Source organism: Sphingomonas sp. DMC8 (genome assembly GCF_056314185.1).
This window is the reverse complement of the sequence record NZ_JBQUYV010000002.1, coordinates 692500-709913: the sequence shown is the minus strand read 5'-3', so window position 1 is coordinate 709913 and position 17414 is coordinate 692500. Positions and strand designations below refer to the sequence as shown.

Sequence of the window (17414 nt, the reverse complement as noted above, 5' to 3'; positions counted from 1 at the left end):
GTCAGTGCGCCGCGCTGGTATCGACCGGTCGGGTCGGGCGCGGCGTGAACCAGATGATGCCGGCCGCGAACACGAAGATGATCGCCGACAGCAGGAAGATGTGCGTCGTCGCCAGTGTCAACGCTTCTCGGTCGACCTGCGTCGCGACCAGACTGCGCACCTGATCGACCGACATGCCATTGGCAGTGAGTGCGCGCAGCGTTGGATCGGTGTTCAGCCGGGATACGATTTCGCTGCGCGCGACCCGCGAACTGTCGTCCCACATGCTGGTCGAAATCGACGTGCCGATTGCGCCGGCCATCGTCCGCAGGAAGCTCATCACCCCTGCTGCCGAAGCGGTTTCGGCGGGCTCGACCGCGCCCAGCGCCAGCGTGGTGAGCGGGATGAAGAAGAACGGCATGCCGAAGCCCTGCAGGAACTGCGGGAAGGCAAAGGTCCAGAAATCGGCGCCGCTTGTCCAGTAGACGCGCAGCATTGAGGAGAGCCCGAGCCACAATATGCCGAACGATACCAGCAAGCGCGGGTCCATCCTGGTCGAAAGGCGAGCGACGATCGGCGACATCACCACTGCCGCCAGCCCCGACATCGCGGTCGCATAGCCGGCATCGGTGGCGGTATAGCCCAGGCTCGATTGTAGCCATTGCGGGATGATCACCGCCGAGGCGAAGAAGGTCGCAAAGGCGAAGGACAGCGAGATCACCGATACCGTGAAGCCGCGATGACGGAAGACGCGCAGATCGACGATCGGCTCGCGTTCGGTTCCTTCCCAGGCGAGGAAGACCGCAAAGCCGATTGCTGCGATTACCGCAAGCGACACGATCATGCTGCTGTTGAACCAGTCATGGTCACGGCCAAGGTCGAGCAGGATCTGCAGCGCGCCGATCCACAGGATCATTAGCGCCAGCCCGTACCGGTCGATCGGCAGCTTCGCGGTGTCGGTTTCGGCACGCAGCAACAGGCGGACGCCGCCTATCGCGCAGATCGCGGCAATCGGGATGTTGATGAAGAAGATCCAGTGCCACGACCAGTTGTCGCTGATCGTGCCGCCCAGGATCGGCCCCAGGATCGGCGCGACCACCGTCGTCATCGCCCACAAGCCCATTGCCTGCGCATGCTGGCTGGGCTTGAAGATGCGCAGCAGCAGCGTCTGGGTGAGCGGCATCAGCGGCCCGCCGCAAAGCCCCTGACCGATCCGGCACACGACCAGCATTGCCAGCGAGGTCGACATGCCACACAGCATCGAAAACACGCCGAACCCGATCATCCCGAAGATGAAGGTACGCACCGTGCCGAACCGCGCGGCCAGCCAGCCGGTCAGTGGCACGCACACCGCCTCGGCAACGGCATAGGAAGTGATGATCCAGGTGCCCTGGCTCGCCGAAATGCCGAGGCTGCCGGCGATATGCGGCACCGAGACATTGGCGATGGTGGTATCCAGCACGACCATGAAATTGGTCAGCGCCAGCACCAGCCCGGCAAGGATCAGTGACGGCCCCTCGAGGAAGCCGCCGCGCTGCATTTGCCCGTTCATGGGACCGGGTTCCTTACTTGGCCGAGGTATCGATCTCGGCGTCCATCGACAGGCCGACGCGCAGCGGGTGCGCCTGCAGCTCCTTGGGGTCGAGTGCCACGCGCACCGGCAGGCGCTGGACCACCTTGATCCAGTTACCGGTCGCGTTCTGCGCCGGGATCAGCGCGAAGGAAGACCCGGTACCGCCCGAAAAGCCGACGACGCGGCCATGGAACTTGACGCCGCCGCCATAGAGGTCGGAGGTCAGCTCGACCGGCTGGCCGGGCTTCACCCGGGTCAGCTGGCCTTCCTTGAAGTTGGCATCAACATAGAGCTGGCCGATCGGCACGATCAGCATCAACTGCGCGCCAGGTGCGACGCGCTGGCCCACCTGCACAGCGCGGCGCGTGATGACGCCGTCCATCGGCGCGCGGATCACGGTGCGCGAGAGGTCGAGCTTGGCCTGTTCCACCTTGGCGCGGGCGGCCAGCACCTCGGGCGCGGTCGTGGCATTCACGCCGCGGATCAGCGCTTGGTTCGCTTCAAACTGGCCGGTGGCGGCGCTGCGGGTCGAACCCGCCTGTGCGAGGCCGGCGCGGGCGAGCTCCAGATTGGCGCGTGCGGATTCGAACGCGTTGGTCGCGGAGGTCAGCTCTTCACCCGACACTGCGCCGTTCGGGGCAAGGCGCTGGCGCCGTTGCAGGTCGATACGGGCCTTGTCGTAATCAGCCTGCGCGGCGGCAACTTGCGCCTTCGCACGGATGATGTCGGCTTCGCGCGCCTGCACTTGCGCGGCGAGAGCGGAACTGGTGGCGCTGCTCTGGCCGAACTGGCGGCTGGCGCGGGCCAGCTCTGCCTCAGCCTGGGCCAGCGCAATGCGCGCATCACTGTCGTCGAGCTGGACGAGCACGTCGCCCTTGTGCACCATCTGCGTATCGGAAACCGCGACGCTGATGACCGGCGCGGCGACCAGCGGAGTGATGCTGGCGGTGTCGGCGCCGACATAGGCATTGTCGGTGCTGACATAATGGCTGCCGACAAGCGCATACCATCCACCAAAGCCGGCGGCGGCGAGTACCACTGCACCGCCAATGCCAAGCATCAGCCGCTTGCGCAGCGAAGCGCGGCCGGTGGTCGCCGCAGGTTCGCTGGCGGTCGGGGCAGGGGTGTCCGTATGGCGCGCGGCGTCGTTGCGGGCGGCGTGGATAGCGGGTTCGGCATCAGCCATGGGTCGAGACCTCGGAAGCGGCCGCAGCCGCATGGTTGGTGGAAAAGCCTCCGCCGAGCGCGCGGACGAGCTGGACGTCGAGCGCAAACGCGCGCGCTTCCAGTTCGGCAACGGCCTGACGGTTCTGCAACACCCTCTCCTCGGCGGTCAGAACATCCAGAAATCGCGACAGGCCGCCTTCATAGCGTTGCCTGGCGATGGAATAAGCCTGTTCGGAATCAGCGAGTGCCTGGCGGCTGTCGGCAAGTCGCGTGGCGAGCGCCTTCTGGCTGGTCACGGCATCGGCGACGTCATGGAACGCCTTGGTGACGCTGTTATCATAATTGGCGACGGCTTCGTCATAGGTCGCACGGGCACCGGCATATTGGCCGCGCAGCTCGCCACCATGGAAGATCGGCAGGCTGATCGCAGGCCCTGCCTGCAGCAGCGTGGCACCGTTGCCTTTGACAAGGTTGTCGATGCCCGGTGCGCCATAGCCGACCAGCGCGCTCAGCCGCAGCGAGGGATAGAAGGCGGCGCGCGCAACCTTGATCCGGCTGGCAGCGGCTTCGACGCGGGCGCGTGCTGCGGCGATGTCGGGGCGGCGACCGATTAGATCGGTGGTCACGTCCGCGGGCAGTGCGCGGGCTTCGGCCGGGGTGGTGGGCAGTGCGATGTCGAGCCCACGGTCCGGTCCCTGACCGAGCAGCGCGGCGATGCGGTTGCGGGTCAGGCCGATCTGCTCGTCGGTAGCGGCGAGGTCGGCGCGGGCGGCAGGCACGGCGGCGTCCGCCTGCTTCACTTCCGCACGCGTTTCCAGGCCATTGGCATAACGGTCGGCCACCAGCTTTTGTGTTTCCAGCCGGACCTGCAGCGCCCGTTCCTGCACCTTGCGGTCGGCGGAAAGGCGGACCAGATCGGCATAGGCAGCGGCGATGTTGGTGGAGAGCGCCAGCCGTGCCTGCGCCAGTTCGAGCCGCGCGGCGTCGGCGTCCGAAAGTGCAGCGCGCAGTGAAGCGCGGTTCTTGCCCCACAGGTCGAAGTCAAAGCTGAAATTGGCCGCGCCGAACCCGACATCCTGCCAGCTCGAGGGCAGCACGCCGGAAGGCAGCGCCCGACCGGCATTGATCTTGGCCTCGACAACCGATGCGGTGGCGTCGACGCGCGGCAAGCGTGCAGCGCCCGCCTGGACGGCATAGGCCTCGGCGGAACGCAGTCGCGCTGCGGCGACGTTCAGATCGGGCGTGCCGCGCAGCCCCTCTTCGATCAGCGCGGTCAGCTGCTTGTCGCCATAGGCGGTCCACCAATTGTCGGCCGGCCATTGCGCCTGAGTTGCGTCGCTGGCTAGCGAGCGGCTGGCGGCAAAGCTGTCTGCCGCGCGCATTTCCGGGCGTGCGCCCAGATTGGGCACCGGCGCGCAGGCGGACAGCGCCGCAGTCGCGACGGAGGCGAGCAACAGGGAGGCATGCAGCGGGCGAATCATCATTGATGCTAAAACCGTACTAATGGGTACAGGTTCCAGATGGGGACAGGGTCGAGCCTTGTCAACAGAAAATCGTACCCTATAGTATGGTTATGGAGAGTATGGTGACCCCGGCCGTTAGCAAACGCGAGGCACGCAAGCAGGATCGCCGTGCAGCGATCCTCTGCATCGCAAAACGGCATTTCATGGAACATGGCTATGCGGCCGTGTCGATGTCGGCGATTGCGGCCGAACTTGGCGGCTCGAAGGGCACGCTGTGGAGCTATTTCGCTTCCAAGGAGGATCTGTTCGCCGCCACGATTGACGAGGCGACCAAGAGCTATCGCGAGCAGTTGACCGCCTTGCTGCGCCCGTCGGACGATCTGCGAGGAACGCTCAAGGCTTTCGCGCTCAGCCTGATCCATAAAGTGACTTCGCGGGAAGCGGTGCAGCTGCACCGGGTGATTGCCAGCGAAGCGGCATGGTCGCCCGAACTGGGCCAGATTTTCTATCGTCGAGGCCCGCTGCGCACCCGCGAACTGGTGGCGGGGCTCCTGGCTGACGCCATGGAGAAGGGGCAGCTTCGTCGTACCGATCCGCTGCGCGCGTCGTTCGTTCTGTGCAGCCTGTGTGCCAGCGACCTGCACCAGCGTGCAGTGCTGGGCTGTGCGTTCAGCGAAACCGATGTCGAAGCGGAGGCCGATTATATCATTGACGTCTTCATGCGGGCATTCGGGCCGGAATCGGAAGCCGGCGCGTAAACGGAACAAGGCCGGCTTTCGCCGGCCTTGCCGCATCGTCCGGTATCAGGCGTCGACATCGCGCCGGAAGGTCTCCGGCAGGAAGAGCAGCCCGAACACCAGGGTCGCCGTCGCCACCACTACGGGGTACCAGAAACCGTAGTAGATATTGCCGTTCGCGGCGACCATCGCGAAGCCGATCGCCGGCAGCAATCCGCCCAGCCAGCCATTGCCGATATGATAGGGCAGCGACATCGAGGTGTAGCGGATGCGGCTGGGGAACAGCTCGACCAGCATCGCTGCGATCGGGCCATAGACCATGGTCACCAGCAGCACGAGGTAGAAGAGCAGCGCCACCACCAGCGGCTTGTTCATCGCGGCGGGATCGGCCTTGGTCGGATAGCCCACCTTGGCCAGCTCACCGGTGACCGCGGGCTTGGCGGGCTCGCTGCCCTTGGCGGGCACGGCCGGTGCGCCGATCACCTGGGCGGTGAAGGCGGCGATGGCCTTTTTACGGGCGTCGCCGGTCACCTGTTGCGGATCGGGCGCGGTGAAGCGCTTGCCGCCGATGGTGATGGTCGCCAGTGTGCCCGGTGCCGCAGCGACATTCTCGTAATTGATACCCGCTTTGGCGAGCGCATTCTTGACGATGTCGCAGCTGGTCGTGTCGAACTTGTTCTGGCCGACCGGGTCGAACTGCGACGAGCATTCGCCCTTATAGGCGGTGACGGTGACGGGGGCCGATGCCAGCGCCCGTGCAAGCCCCGGGTTGGCAGCGTTGGTCAGGGCATGGAACACAGGGAACAGCGTCAGCGCCGCCAGTGCGCAGCCGGTCAGGATGATCGGCTTGCGGCCGATCTTGTCCGACAGCCAGCCGAAGAACAGGAAGAACGGCGTGGCGAGCAGCAGCGCCGTGATGGCGAGGGTATTGGCTGTGAGGCCGTCGACCTTCAGCATCTTCTCGAGGAAGAACAGCGCATAGAGCTGGCCAGTGTACCAGATCACCGCCTGACCTGCGATCGCGCCGAAAAAGGCGATCAGCACGATCTTCAGATTGCCCCATTTGCCGAACGCTTCGGTCAGCGGCGCCTTGGATGCCGTGCCTTCCGCCTTCATCTTCTTGAACACCGGGGATTCGTGGAGCTTCAGGCGCAGCCACAGACCAACGGCCAGGAAGATGCCGGAAAGCAGATAGGGGACGCGCCAGCCCCACGCCTTGAACGCTTCCTCGCCCACGCCGGTCACGGGCGAGCGGACGGTAATGACGATCAGCAGCGCCATCGCCAGCCCGGCAGTGGCGGTGATCTGGATCCAGCTCGTGTAGAAGCCGCGCTTCCCCTCCGGAGCGTGTTCGGCGACATAGGTGGCAGCACCACCATATTCGCCGCCCAGCGCCAGCCCCTGGAACATGCGCAGCACCACCAGCATGATCGGCGCGGCGACGCCGGCCGTCTTGTAGGTAGGCAGGCAGCCGACCAGGAAGGTCGAAAGGCCCATCACCAGCAGGGTGATGATGAAGGTATAGCGACGCCCGACCATGTCGCCGATGCGGCCGAACACCAGCGCGCCGAACGGCCGCACGATGAAGCCGGCCGCGAATACCAGCAGCGCCATGATGAACGAAGTCGTCGGGTTCAGTCCGGTCAGGAACTGTGCGGCGATGATCGTCGTCAGCAGGCCGTACAGGTAGAAGTCATACCATTCGAATACCGTGCCCAGCGAACTGGCGGTAATCACCAGCTTCTCGCTGCGCGTCGCCTCATGATGCCGTGGCAGGGCATCGTCATAGGTGATTGCCATCGCACTCTCTCCCGTTGGGCGGGCGGCTGTTCTGTGTGATCGCCCGCGCTTGTTTCCGGCGCCGCTCAGAACCCGTATTTTGCGGCGAACTCTACGCGATCCAGTTGGCCCTTTGCGCCCGAGACCAGCTCGCGCTCGCCATGGCGATATTCGATGCCGACATCGACATTCTTGACCGGCGAGTAGAACAGGTTCGCACCCACGCTGAAGGCACGCTTGTTATACGCTGCGATACTGGCAAGCGGCAGCGCGCTTGCATAGTCGGCCTTCTGATACGCGCCCATCAGGTTGACGCGCCATTGTTCGGCCAGCGGAACCCGCACTGCCGCCATGGCCGCCAGCACATTGACATGTTCCAGCACGCCGCGGGTCGGGACATAGACCGCGTCCGGCGCGAAATTGAGCCCGACATAACGGCTGATGTCGCGCCCATAGGTGAGCATCAAGCGCAAGTCGGCGGTCTTGGCACCGTTGAGCCACAGCTTGCCGGCGCCCGACAGGCCATAGCCGCCCTGGGTCAGGCCGGCACCGGCTGCATCGACGCGGATCTGGCGGACCAGCCCGGCCAGCGACAATTCGCCGAAAGTACCGGCATAGGTGAGCCGCGCGGTCGCGTCGGGCAGATGGTCGGTGCCGTTTTCGACCAGGGTTGCGGTCCCGAGCGTGGCCGTGGCGCTTTCGGGGTTTTCGACCGAGACGCTGAGCGTCGCCGCCTTGGACAGCGGCGCGGTGTAGCGGATCTGCGGCTGGCGGCTGAACACCGTGCCTTCGACGCCGCCGACATAGTCGGTGCTTTCGGGCAGCGCCGCGACATATTGGAAGTTGGTCCATTCCTGGCCGATCAGCACGCGGTCGACCTGCAGCCACGCCCGTCGCAACGCCAGCGTATAGCCGTTGGTCGTACGCTGCGATCCGCCACCGGCAATCGCCGGGGCGGCATTGGCATCGACCTGAAAGTCGGTCTCGACATAGCCTTTCACTTGATGCCCGGCGACAGTCGAGGCCAGATTGAGCCACAGTCGTGTCTGCTTGGCGCTGAAATCGGTATCGGTGGTCGCCTTGCCGCCCACCGGGATTGTCTGCGCGAGGAAGAAGTCGCGGCCCAGCGAGTTGGTAGCGACCGTGCCGTCATCAAAGCGGCTGTTCGACGCCACCAGCTTGACGAAGCCACCCAGCTTGATCGTGGTATTGCCGCTGCGCATGCCCTCCGGCACCGGTTTGGCTTCGAGCGCGGCGACCTTGGCGGCGGTAGCATCGCTTTTTGCGGTCGCGGCGGCGGCGCTTGCCTTGGCTGCTTCGGCGATTTCGGCGCTGCGCTGGGCAGTGGCCGCCGCCTCGGCATTTTGCTGTGCCCGGCTGGCCTGCAGCGCCGCGCGCATCTCTGTCAGCTCCGCTTCCAGCCTGGTGAGCCGTGCTTCCAGCGCCGCCTCGCGTTCGCTTTGCCGCGCGTGGCGCGTGGATTGTGCCTGCACCGCAGCAGGCGCCACCAAAGCGGTCGCACCCATCAGTGCGGCAATCATCCTCTGTCGAGTTACGGCTTTCGAGCTAGCCATCATCCTCTCCCACTATGCGTTTTTCTGTGGGGGAGTGTGCGCCCCCCGGCCGGGCGCCGGCCAGCGGGACCATGGTCGACCCTCCTCGACCTTGGTCGGGGGTCCGAAGCGGCGTGGTGCGTCCTAGACTGGGCGAAATTGAAATGCCGGGGCGCGTTGGCCCTGCCCGTGAGGAGAGGAGAGCCCAATGTCAGAACTCGTCCATCCGGTGCCCGAGGCCTGGGCCAAGAATGCCTTGATCGATGCCGATCGCTATCAGGCGCTGTACCAGCAGTCGCTCGACGAGCCGGAAGCTTTCTGGCGGCAGGAAGCGCAGCGGCTCGATTGGATGCAGCCCTTCACGCGAGTGAAGCGCACGAGCTTCCATGAGGAGGACTTCGGTATACGCTGGTTCGAGGATGGCGCGCTCAACATCGCGGCCAATTGCCTCGACCGGCATCTTGCCGCCCGGGGCGACACCATCGCCATCCTTTGGGAAAGCGACGACCCCGCCGAGCCGGAGCGCCGGATCAGCTACCGTCAGTTGCACGAGGAAGTCTGCCGCTTCGCCAATCTGCTGGCGTCGCGCGGCGTCCATCGCGGCGACCGGGTGACGCTCTATCTGCCGATGGTGCCAGAGGCGGCGGTGGCGATGCTCGCCTGCGCGCGGATCGGCGCGATCCATTCGGTGGTATTCGCCGGCTTCTCGCCCGATGCGCTGGCCGGTCGCATCCTCGATTGCGGCTCGCGGGTCGTGGTGACGGCAGACGAAGGGCTGCGTGGCGGGCGGCGTGTGCCGCTCAAGGCCAATGTCGACGAAGCGCTGACGCATTGCCCGGATGTCGACAGCGTCATCGTACTGAAGCGTACCGGCGCCGGGGTGCCGATGCAGGCTGGCCGCGATGTCGACTGGCATGACGGCGTCGCCGCACAGCCGGTCGAGTGCCCGCCTGCGGCAATGAATGCCGAAGACCCCTTGTTCATCCTCTACACGTCGGGTTCCACCGGCAAGCCCAAGGGCGTTCTCCACACCACCGGTGGCTACGCCGTCTGGGCATCGATGACGCACCAGTACATCTTCGATTATCGCCCGGGGCAGATATTCTGGTGCGCGGCGGACATCGGCTGGGTCACGGGCCACAGCTATGTCGTCTATGGCCCGCTGATCAACGGCGCGACCACGGTGATGTTCGAAGGCGTGCCGAACTGGCCCGATCCCTCGCGCTTCTGGCAGGTGGTCGACAAATTCGGGGTCGAGATTTTCTACGGCGCCCCCACCGCACTACGGGCGCTGATGCGCGAGGGCGATAGCTGGGTGCAGAAGACCGGCCGTTCCTCGCTCAAGCTGCTCGGTTCGGTCGGCGAGCCGATCAACCCCGAGGCCTGGGAATGGTATCACCGCGTCGTCGGCGAGGGGCGCTGCCCGATCGTCGACACCTGGTGGCAGACCGAAACCGGCGCGGCGATGATCACGCCGCTTCCCGGGGCGACCGACCTGAAGCCCGGCTCCGCGAGCAAGCCGATGTTCGGGGTGCGGCCCCAGCTGGTCGATAATGACGGCAATGTCATCGAAGGTGCGGGCGAGGGTTGCCTGGTCGTCACCGATAGCTGGCCCGGCCAGATGCGGGGCGTGTGGGGCGATCCGGAGCGGTTCTTCCAGACCTATTTCACCACCTTTGCCGGCAAATATTTCACCGGCGACGGCTGCCGCCGCGACGCGGACGGCTATTACTGGATCACCGGCCGGATCGACGACGTGATCAATGTGTCGGGTCACCGCATGGGCACGGCCGAAATCGAAAGCGCACTCGTCGCGCATGAAGCCGTGGCCGAGGCGGCCGTGGTTGGGATGCCGCACGCGATCAAGGGGCAGGGCATCTACGCCTATGTCACCACCAATGCCGAGATCGAGCCCGACGACGCGCTGCGCCGTGCACTGGTGCAGTGGGTACGGCACGAGATCGGCCCGATCGCCACGCCGGACGTGATCCAGTTCGCACCCGGCCTGCCCAAGACCCGCTCGGGCAAGATCATGCGCCGCATTCTGCGCAAGATCGCGGAAAATGAAGTGTCGAATCTAGGGGATATCTCTACCTTGGCGGACCCGTCGGTTGTCGACAATCTGATCGCCAACCGTCCGCAACTCGCGGAGGCATGAACCGGAGAGGGATTTGCCCGGCGCCATCCTGATCGCCGACGATCACCCGCTGTTCCGCCAGGCGCTGGGTCTGGCGGTCAGTCGGGTTCGACCGGAGGCGCGGGTGATGGAGGCGGGTACGCTCGCGGCCGCCGCGCGGGCAGTTGAAGAGGTGAAGGCGTCGGGTGAGCCGCTGGCGCTTATCCTGCTTGACCTGAAGATGCCCGGCGCGGTCGGCTATTCGGGGATCGCGCTGCTTCACGCCGAATGCCCGGATGTGCCGATCCTCGTTATCTCTAGTGCCGAAGGCGCGGCCGCTGCCGAGGAAGCACGGGCCTTCGGGGCGATCGGTTTTCTGCGCAAGGACAGCGATCTGGGTGCGATTGAAACCGCCATCGGCCGCGCGCTGAGCGGCAGTGCGCGGCCCGTACCGGTGGAGCCCGCCGATACCGAGCTGGCGCCGGTGCGCGAGACGGTCGCAAAGCTGACGCCTACCGAACTCAAGGTGCTGCTCGCCGTGCTCGACGGCCAGCTCAACAAGCAGATCGCGCACCAGTTGGGCATCGCCGAAACGACGGTGAAGGCGCATATGACGGTTATCATGCGCAAGCTCGACGTCAGCAACCGCACCCAGGCGGCGCTGGTCGCGCGTTCGCTAGGGCTCGACCTGCGCCACTGACACCGTATCGAGGAAGCGTCGCAGCGCTTCCGGGTCGATCGGTTTCGCGTAAAGCGCGATGCTTTCCGCCGCCGCACGGGCGGCGAGCGCGGCGCCGGTTTCGGCGGTAACAAGCGCCGCGGGCAGGGCGGGCCAGGTTTCGCGCAGCGCGGCAATCAGGTCGAAGCCGTCGAAGCTGTCGTCACCCAGCCGCAGGTCGGCGATCACGGCATCAAACGGGCCCGGCGCCGCCAGCGCGGTTCGGCTGCCCTGTGCGGCAACCGGCATATGCCCCAACTGGTGGAGCAGTGCGACGCTGGCCTCGACAATTCGCGGGTCGTCATCGACCACCAGCAGCCGCAGCGATCGCCCGTTGGCCGGCAGGGCGTGCTCGGCGGCTGTGGTGGAGGGTGCGGGCGGGCTGTGCATCGCGAGGCGCAGGCTGAAACGGCTACCCCGGCCGGGCGCCGACCGTACTTCCACTGTGCCGTCGATCAGCCGGGCGATGCGATCGACCAGCGCCAGCCCCAGCCCCTGACCCTCGACATCGACGGTGCCGAGCCGAGTGAATTCGCCGAAGATGCTGCCGATCTGCTCTTCGGCGATACCGACGCCGGTATCGACCACATCGATCCGCCATTCCCGCCCGTGTCGCCGCACCCCGATCAGCACGCCGCCCTTGCGGGTATAGCGGATCGCGTTGACCAGCAGGTTCTGCACCACTGAACGGACCAGCCCTGGGTCACTCTTTACCGCGCCGGGCAGCGGGCCGATGCGCAGCGCCAGGCCTTTCGCCTCGGCCATCGGCCGCAGCCCCTCTGCAATATCGGTCAGGAACGGCGCCAGCCGGATCGTCTCCGGCACCGGCTGCACCCCGCCCGCATCGATCCTGCTGATGTCGAGCAGCGCGCGCAGCAGATCCTCGGCACCCCGGATCGATCCGTCGAGCCGCGACAGGATCGGTCGCATCGTCGGGGCGATGTCGCGCTCGAGTGCCGCCGCGAACAGCCGGGCGGCGTGGAGTGGCTGGAGCAGATCGTGGCTGGCAGCGGCGAGGAAGCGAGTCTTTTCCCGGTCGGCGGCCGCCAGCCGGCGATTGGCCTCCGACAGTTCGTGCGTGCGCTCCGCCACCCGGTCTTCCAGCGCCTCCAGCGTCTCGCGCAGCGCCTCGCGGGCGCGGGCCTCGCTGGTGACGTCGGTGAAGCTCATCACATAGCCGCCGCCGGGCATCGGTCCGCCGACGGTCTTGATGACGCGTCCGTCGGATCGCTTGCGTTCGAAGCTGTGCTCAAGACCGCGCCGCAGATGCTCGAGCCGCTTCTCGACATGAAAGTCGACACTGCCCGGCCCAAAATCGCCGCGCCGCGCATTGTGGCGGATCAGATCGGCGACGGGCGTGCCGATCCGGACCAGCCCCTCGGGATAATCGAACAATTCAAGATAGCGGCTATTCCAGGCGACGAGGGTAAGTTCCGAATCGACCACGCTGACGCCTGCGTCCATATTCTCGAAGGTCGCAGCGAGCAGCGGACGCGAGAAGCGCAGGCTCTGTCCCCCTTCGTCGAGCAGCCGCGTCACCTGGTCGAGCCGCATCGTGCCCCCGGCCAGTGCCGAGGCGACCAGCGTGCGTGCGGATGCTGCGCCGATCACGCGGGCGATCAGTTCCTGCGCCTTGCGGGCGGCGGCGCGCGTGACGGGCTGGTCGGCGGGCAGGTCGGCCAGCTCACTGGCGGCGCGCTCCTCGCCAACAAAGCTCGCCGTCAGTCGGGTCAGTTCGCCGATATTGGTGACGGGGCGCTGCTCGCGCAGGAAGCGGGGCAGGGCGGGCGGTGACAGCGTGCGCGCGGCCAGCACCGCATGCACCAGCAAATTGGCGCCCAGACTCCACGCCACCCCATGGACGAGCGGGGAGAGACCTTGCACGCCCAGCAGGTGGATGGGGTCGATCGGCGTTGCGGCCAGCGCCGCCAGCCACGCATCGGGCAGCACCGGCGGCAGCGCCAGCGTGTAGAGCCATAGCAGCAATCCGGTGGCGAGGCTGGCGCGCGCGGCCAGCGGGTCATGGTCGCGGCCATAGGCAGCGAGGATCAGGTGCGGCGTATATTGCGCGGTGGCGGCAAAAGCGATCAGCCCGATCGATGCCAGGGAGTTGCGCGCCGAAATGGCGAGGCCCCATGCCAGCGCCGCGAACATGATAGTCCCGATCGACGCCCGGCGAACGAACAGCATCCGCCGCCCGATCGAGCCCGCGCCGCTCGGCAGTCCCCGCCGGATGACGCTGGGAAAGATCAGGTCGTTCGAAACCATGGTGGCGAGCGCCGTGGTCTCGACCACCGCCATCGATGCTGCTGCACTCACGCCGCCCAGCAGCGCGCAGGCCAGGACCAGAGATGCGCCGCCGGCGGCGGGCAGGGCGAGCACATAGAGGTCCGGCGCCATGCCTGCCGGGAGGACGGTGATCCCCGCCAGCGCAATCGGCAGCACCAGCAGCGCCATCAGTGCGATATAGCCGGCAAGCGCAAAACGGGCGCGGACGAAATCCTGCGGCCGTTGGGCCTCGACCATACCCATATAGAATTGCCGGGGCAGGCCGATCACCGCGAGCGCGGAAATCAGACCGATCGTAATCGTGTCGACCGAGAGATGCTCGCCGCCGAACAATGCACCAAAGCGTGTGATGCCCGCCATGGCCACGGCACGGCCCTGGCCGAGCAGCACCCAGCCGGCAAACAACGTCACGACGCACAGCGCGGCGATCTTCACCAGCGAGTCGACTCCGATGGCATAGACGAGGCCCTCGCTCCGGCCCGACAGTTCGAACCGCCGCGCGCCGAAGGAAATCGCGAACAGCGCCAGCAGCAGTGCGGCCGCGATCATCACCGGCTGGACCATGTCGATGCCCGAAGCCGCACTGAGCGCGATGCCGATCGAGCGCAGCTGGAGCGCGACATAGGGAATCGAGCCGAGCAGCGCGATCACCGTCACCAGCCGTGCAACCACCGGATCATTGGCAAAGCGCGCGGCGATGAAGTCGGACACATTGGTTGCCTGCTCGCTGGCCACCGCCTCCCCCAGCCGGCGGAAGAATCGCGGCGCGAGCAGCAGTGCCAGGATCGGCGCGGCATAGATTGGCAGGTAATTCCAGCCGTCGCGCACCACGCTGCCGACGGCGCCGTAAAAGGTCCAGCTTGAACAATAGACGCCGAGCGCCAGCGCATAAGCGAGGTTGCGCATGCTGGCACGCGCAGGTCGTGCGCCGCGCCGTTCGACGATCGCGGCGATGCTGAACAGCGCCAGCACCAGGCCGATTGCCAGCAATGCCGCAGCGCCGGGGCCGATCATTTCCGCCCGTCTCCCTCTCCCGCCAAAAGCCTAGAAGCTCGCGAAAGGGGCGCAAGCGAAAATCAAAATCATGCCGATTCGGTGGTTTTGATTGGCCCGCGAACCGGCGGCATCGCACTGGTCCGCTCGAAACGCATGGAATTGCGCACCTTTGTAACATCTTTCGCCGCGGCAGACAAGAAAAGATGAAAATATTATGATGAATTTGCGCTGCAATGCGTCATGAAACCTTCCCGATCCTGAAATCTGCGGCGCCTAGAGCGCGCTCGGCCACGTAAGAACGGCTGGCACTCAGGGACGATATTCCACTAGGGGAAAATGAGATGAAGATTACCTCTTCGCAGCGGCGTTGGCTGCTCGCGAGCGCTGCGATGCTGGCGGCACCCCAGTTCGCCTACGCCGCGCCCGATCCCGAAAAGCAGCAGGCTCCGGCGCAGGCGCAGACCGCAGATCAGACGCCGACCGAATCGCTCGGCGAGATCGTCGTCACGGCGACCAAGCGCGAAACCAACCTGCAGCAGACGCCGATCTCGATCAGCGTGCTCAACACGCAGGGCCTGCAGGATCGCCACGTCCTCAGCCTGTTCAACCTGGCCGACGGCACCATCCCGTCGCTGCGCGTCGCGACCTTCGAAGCCCGCCAGTCGGCGCTGACGATTGGTATCCGCGGCATCGTCCCCTACGACCAGAACCAGACTGCGCGTGACGGCGGTGTCGGCGTCTATATCGACGGCGTCGCGCTGGGTAAGACGCAAGGCCTGAACGCCGCGCTGTTCGACATTGAGCGCATCGAAGTGCTGAAGGGCCCGCAGGGCACGCTGTTCGGCCGCAACACCGAAGGCGGCGCGCTGTCGCTGGTTTCGCGCGCGCCGAGCGGCGAATTCGGCGGCCGCGTCAACGCGGGCGTGGGTAATTATGGCAGCCACAATGCCGACGTGCACCTCGACCTGCCGGCCTTCTATAACGTCGCGCTGAAGTTTGACGGCGTCTACCAGCACCAGGATCCGACCGTGAAGAACCCGCTCCAGGGCTCGACCGGCTGGAACTATTATGACCGCAAGGGCGGTCGCGTTGCGGCACGCTGGAAGCCGATTGACGGCTTCACGGCCGACTTCGCCTATGACTATGCGAAGGACGAGAACACCCCGCAGTACAGCCAGCTGATCAACTACAATCCGAATGGCTATGCGGTCGGCACCTTCAACAACGGTGTGCTGCAGCTGAACGGCGTCAACTGCGGCGGCACCATCGCCGCGGGCAGCACCAAGCCGGTCTGCATCGCGCCGCGCGGTCCGCTCGTCGGCGTCCACTCCGATCGCCAGACGGTCGCCGATGTCGGCGTGCCGCAGCAGCCGAGCGTCGACATCACCCATGGCTTCTCGTCGAACCTGAAGTACAAGGCGGCGCCGTGGCTCGAACTGCGCTCGATCACTGCTTGGCGCGGCGTCAGCACCGATCAGTGGGATAACTCGGGCGGTCCGGAGCGTAGCTCGTTCGCGCCGTTCGTGCCGAACACCGCGAACCCCACCGCGATCAACACCACCGGCACCTTCAGCCGTTACAGCCTGTCGTTCCTGCGCCAGCACCAGTTCAGCCAGGAATTCCAGGCGGTCGGCAGCGTGCCCGAATTCGACTATGTCGTCGGCGCGTACTATTTCACCGAGCACGCCACCGAATATGCCGCTACGCCGCTGAGCAACCAGTGGAATTCGGACGGCACTGCCTACACGATCCGCAGCCCCATCCCGGGCAACTCCAGCGCGATCACCGGTGCGAACTCGGGCTATCAGCAGTTCGATCCGTCGTGCAACAACACGCTGGCGACGACGGTGCCGCAGTTTGCGAATAGCTGTCAGTTCATCACCCGCGCGAGCCAGGCGGTGGACCACAACTACTCGCTGTTCGGTAACCTGACCTACACGCCGGCGGCGCTGGGCAATGTGGTGCACGTCACGGTCGGCGGTCGCTGGACCAAGGACAAGCGTCATGGCACGCTCTATGTCGTGAACAACCGCGCTGATCTGGCGGTCCCGGGTACCGTGTCGCCGTTCGGCTTCAGCAACAGCATCAGCCGCTTCGATCCGATGATCAACATCGCCTTCGACGCGAGCCGCGACGTCCACCTTTACGCCAAGTATGCGACCGGCTTCCGCGCCGGTGGTGCGAACGACCGTTCGCTCCAGTTCAACGCCTTCGGCCCGGAAGCGGTGAAGTCGTATGAAGTTGGCGCCAAGATGGAATTCTGGGACCGCAAGGCACGCCTGAACCTGGCGGGCTTCATCATGGACCGTTCGAACACCCAGTTCGACTTCGACTATTTCGACACGAACGGCCAGAGCCCGACCAACGGCAGCCACATCGAGCAGACGACCAACGCCGGCCAGAGCAAGATCCGCGGCATCGAAGCGGATCTGACCGTGGCGCCGGTGCAGGGCCTGACGCTCAACGCCTCGTACGCCTACACCTACTGGCGTGCGCCGTCGGCGGTGAACCCGCTGACCCCGGGTGCCCCCGCGCAGCAGCTGTACATCGTCTATACGCCGAAGAACGCAGCGTCGGGCTCGATCGACTATGCGGTGCCGGTCGGCAACGGCGATGCGACCGTTCGCCTGCACCTCGACGGCAACTATTCGAGCAGCCAGTACAGCTTCCAGCTCGAGCCGACCAAGACCGATGCCAGCTTTGTGATGAACGGCCGCATCTCGCTCGCCGACATCCGGGTGTCGGATCACAACAAGGTCACCTTCTCGATCTGGGCACGCAACCTGCTCGACACGACCTACATCTATCGTCGCTCGGCAGCGAACTCGTCGCCTGTCCTCAACTATGGTGCCAATGGCCAGCTGGTTTCGACCAGCTACGGCGGCATCCTGGGCGACTATGCCAACTTCAACTCGCCGCGCACCTGGGGCGGCGAAGTCAGCGTGAAGTTCTGATAGGTCCAAACGGAAAAAGAGAGGGGCCGGCTGCTGTTGCAGCCGGCCCTTTTTTTGTTTCTCAATCAGTTTCATATGCGCATCCTGCGT

At 65.6% G+C, this 17414-nt stretch carries 10 protein-coding genes; 4 read left to right on the top strand and 6 right to left on the bottom strand.

Features of this window, described 5'->3' with window-relative positions:
• Position 1: 1 nt before the first annotated feature.
• From ACT53K_RS07230 to ACT53K_RS07220, 3 genes are read right to left on the bottom strand one after another with little or no spacing between them, the layout of a single operon-like run.
• Entirely contained in the window at positions 2 to 1531 is a 1530-nt protein-coding gene (locus ACT53K_RS07230; RefSeq protein ID WP_476227886.1) for a DHA2 family efflux MFS transporter permease subunit, read from the bottom strand.
• Positions 1532 to 1544: 13 nt separating this feature from the next.
• A complete protein-coding gene (locus ACT53K_RS07225) occupies positions 1545 to 2738 on the bottom strand; it encodes an EmrA/EmrK family multidrug efflux transporter periplasmic adaptor subunit (protein WP_476227885.1) in 1194 nt (397 codons plus the stop codon).
• Positions 2731 to 4203 carry an efflux transporter outer membrane subunit gene (locus tag ACT53K_RS07220; protein WP_476227884.1) on the bottom strand — a complete coding sequence of 491 codons (1473 nt, stop codon included), beginning with the start codon at positions 4201 to 4203 and terminating at the stop codon, positions 2731 to 2733. Before ACT53K_RS07220 ends, ACT53K_RS07225 begins: the two co-directional genes overlap by 8 nt.
• A 98-nt stretch (positions 4204 to 4301) precedes the next feature.
• Here ACT53K_RS07220 and ACT53K_RS07215 point away from each other — a divergent pair, with 98 nt between their 5' ends.
• Entirely contained in the window at positions 4302 to 4940 is a 639-nt protein-coding gene (locus tag ACT53K_RS07215) for a TetR/AcrR family transcriptional regulator (protein ID WP_476227883.1), read from the top strand.
• A gap of 45 nt (positions 4941 to 4985) precedes the next feature.
• Here ACT53K_RS07215 and ACT53K_RS07210 read toward each other — a convergent pair whose 3' ends face one another.
• Both ACT53K_RS07210 and ACT53K_RS07205 read right to left on the bottom strand, forming a co-directional pair.
• Positions 4986 to 6719: an MFS transporter gene (locus ACT53K_RS07210; protein ID WP_476227882.1), complete on the bottom strand. Its 1734-nt coding sequence runs from the start codon at positions 6717 to 6719 to the stop codon at positions 4986 to 4988.
• Positions 6720 to 6784: 65 nt separating this feature from the next.
• Entirely contained in the window at positions 6785 to 8239 is a 1455-nt protein-coding gene (locus ACT53K_RS07205; RefSeq protein ID WP_476227881.1) for a DcaP family trimeric outer membrane transporter, read from the bottom strand.
• Between the two features lie 220 nt (positions 8240 to 8459).
• On the opposite strand from ACT53K_RS07205, the gene acs reads away from it, so the two are divergent.
• Together acs and ACT53K_RS07195 are read left to right on the top strand one after the other, a co-directional pair.
• Entirely contained in the window at positions 8460 to 10409 is a 1950-nt protein-coding gene (gene acs, locus ACT53K_RS07200) for an acetate--CoA ligase (RefSeq protein ID WP_476227880.1), read from the top strand.
• A 13-nt stretch (positions 10410 to 10422) separates the two neighbouring features.
• Positions 10423 to 11067 carry a response regulator transcription factor gene (locus ACT53K_RS07195; RefSeq protein WP_476227879.1) on the top strand — a complete coding sequence of 215 codons (645 nt, stop codon included), beginning with the start codon at positions 10423 to 10425 and terminating at the stop codon, positions 11065 to 11067.
• On the opposite strand, the gene ACT53K_RS07190 is transcribed toward ACT53K_RS07195, so the two are convergent.
• Positions 11044 to 14388: a hybrid sensor histidine kinase/response regulator gene (locus tag ACT53K_RS07190; protein ID WP_476227878.1), complete on the bottom strand. Its 3345-nt coding sequence runs from the start codon at positions 14386 to 14388 to the stop codon at positions 11044 to 11046. The genes ACT53K_RS07195 and ACT53K_RS07190 overlap by 24 nt on opposite strands.
• Positions 14389 to 14711: 323 nt before the next feature.
• Here ACT53K_RS07190 and ACT53K_RS07185 point away from each other — a divergent pair, with 323 nt between their 5' ends.
• Positions 14712 to 17324, top strand: coding sequence for a TonB-dependent receptor (locus ACT53K_RS07185; RefSeq protein WP_476227877.1), 2613 nt, complete (start codon positions 14712 to 14714; stop codon positions 17322 to 17324).
• Positions 17325 to 17414 lie beyond the last annotated feature (90 nt).

Excerpts from the sequence above, each read along its gene's own strand:
- ACT53K_RS07230 (WP_476227886.1), bottom strand. The coding sequence starts at position 1,531 with ATGAACGGGCAAATGCAGCGCGGCGGCTTCCTCGAGGGGCCGTCACTG.
- ACT53K_RS07225 (WP_476227885.1), bottom strand. The coding sequence starts at position 2,738 with ATGGCTGATGCCGAACCCGCTATCCACGCCGCCCGCAACGACGCCGCG.
- ACT53K_RS07220 (WP_476227884.1), bottom strand. The coding sequence starts at position 4,203 with ATGATGATTCGCCCGCTGCATGCCTCCCTGTTGCTCGCCTCCGTCGCG.
- ACT53K_RS07215 (WP_476227883.1), top strand. The coding sequence starts at position 4,302 with ATGGTGACCCCGGCCGTTAGCAAACGCGAGGCACGCAAGCAGGATCGC.
- ACT53K_RS07210 (WP_476227882.1), bottom strand. The coding sequence starts at position 6,719 with ATGGCAATCACCTATGACGATGCCCTGCCACGGCATCATGAGGCGACG.
- ACT53K_RS07205 (WP_476227881.1), bottom strand. The coding sequence starts at position 8,239 with ATGATTGCCGCACTGATGGGTGCGACCGCTTTGGTGGCGCCTGCTGCG.
- acs (WP_476227880.1), top strand. The coding sequence starts at position 8,460 with ATGTCAGAACTCGTCCATCCGGTGCCCGAGGCCTGGGCCAAGAATGCC.
- ACT53K_RS07190 (WP_476227878.1), bottom strand. The coding sequence starts at position 14,388 with ATGATCGGCCCCGGCGCTGCGGCATTGCTGGCAATCGGCCTGGTGCTG.
- ACT53K_RS07185 (WP_476227877.1), top strand. The coding sequence starts at position 14,712 with ATGAAGATTACCTCTTCGCAGCGGCGTTGGCTGCTCGCGAGCGCTGCG.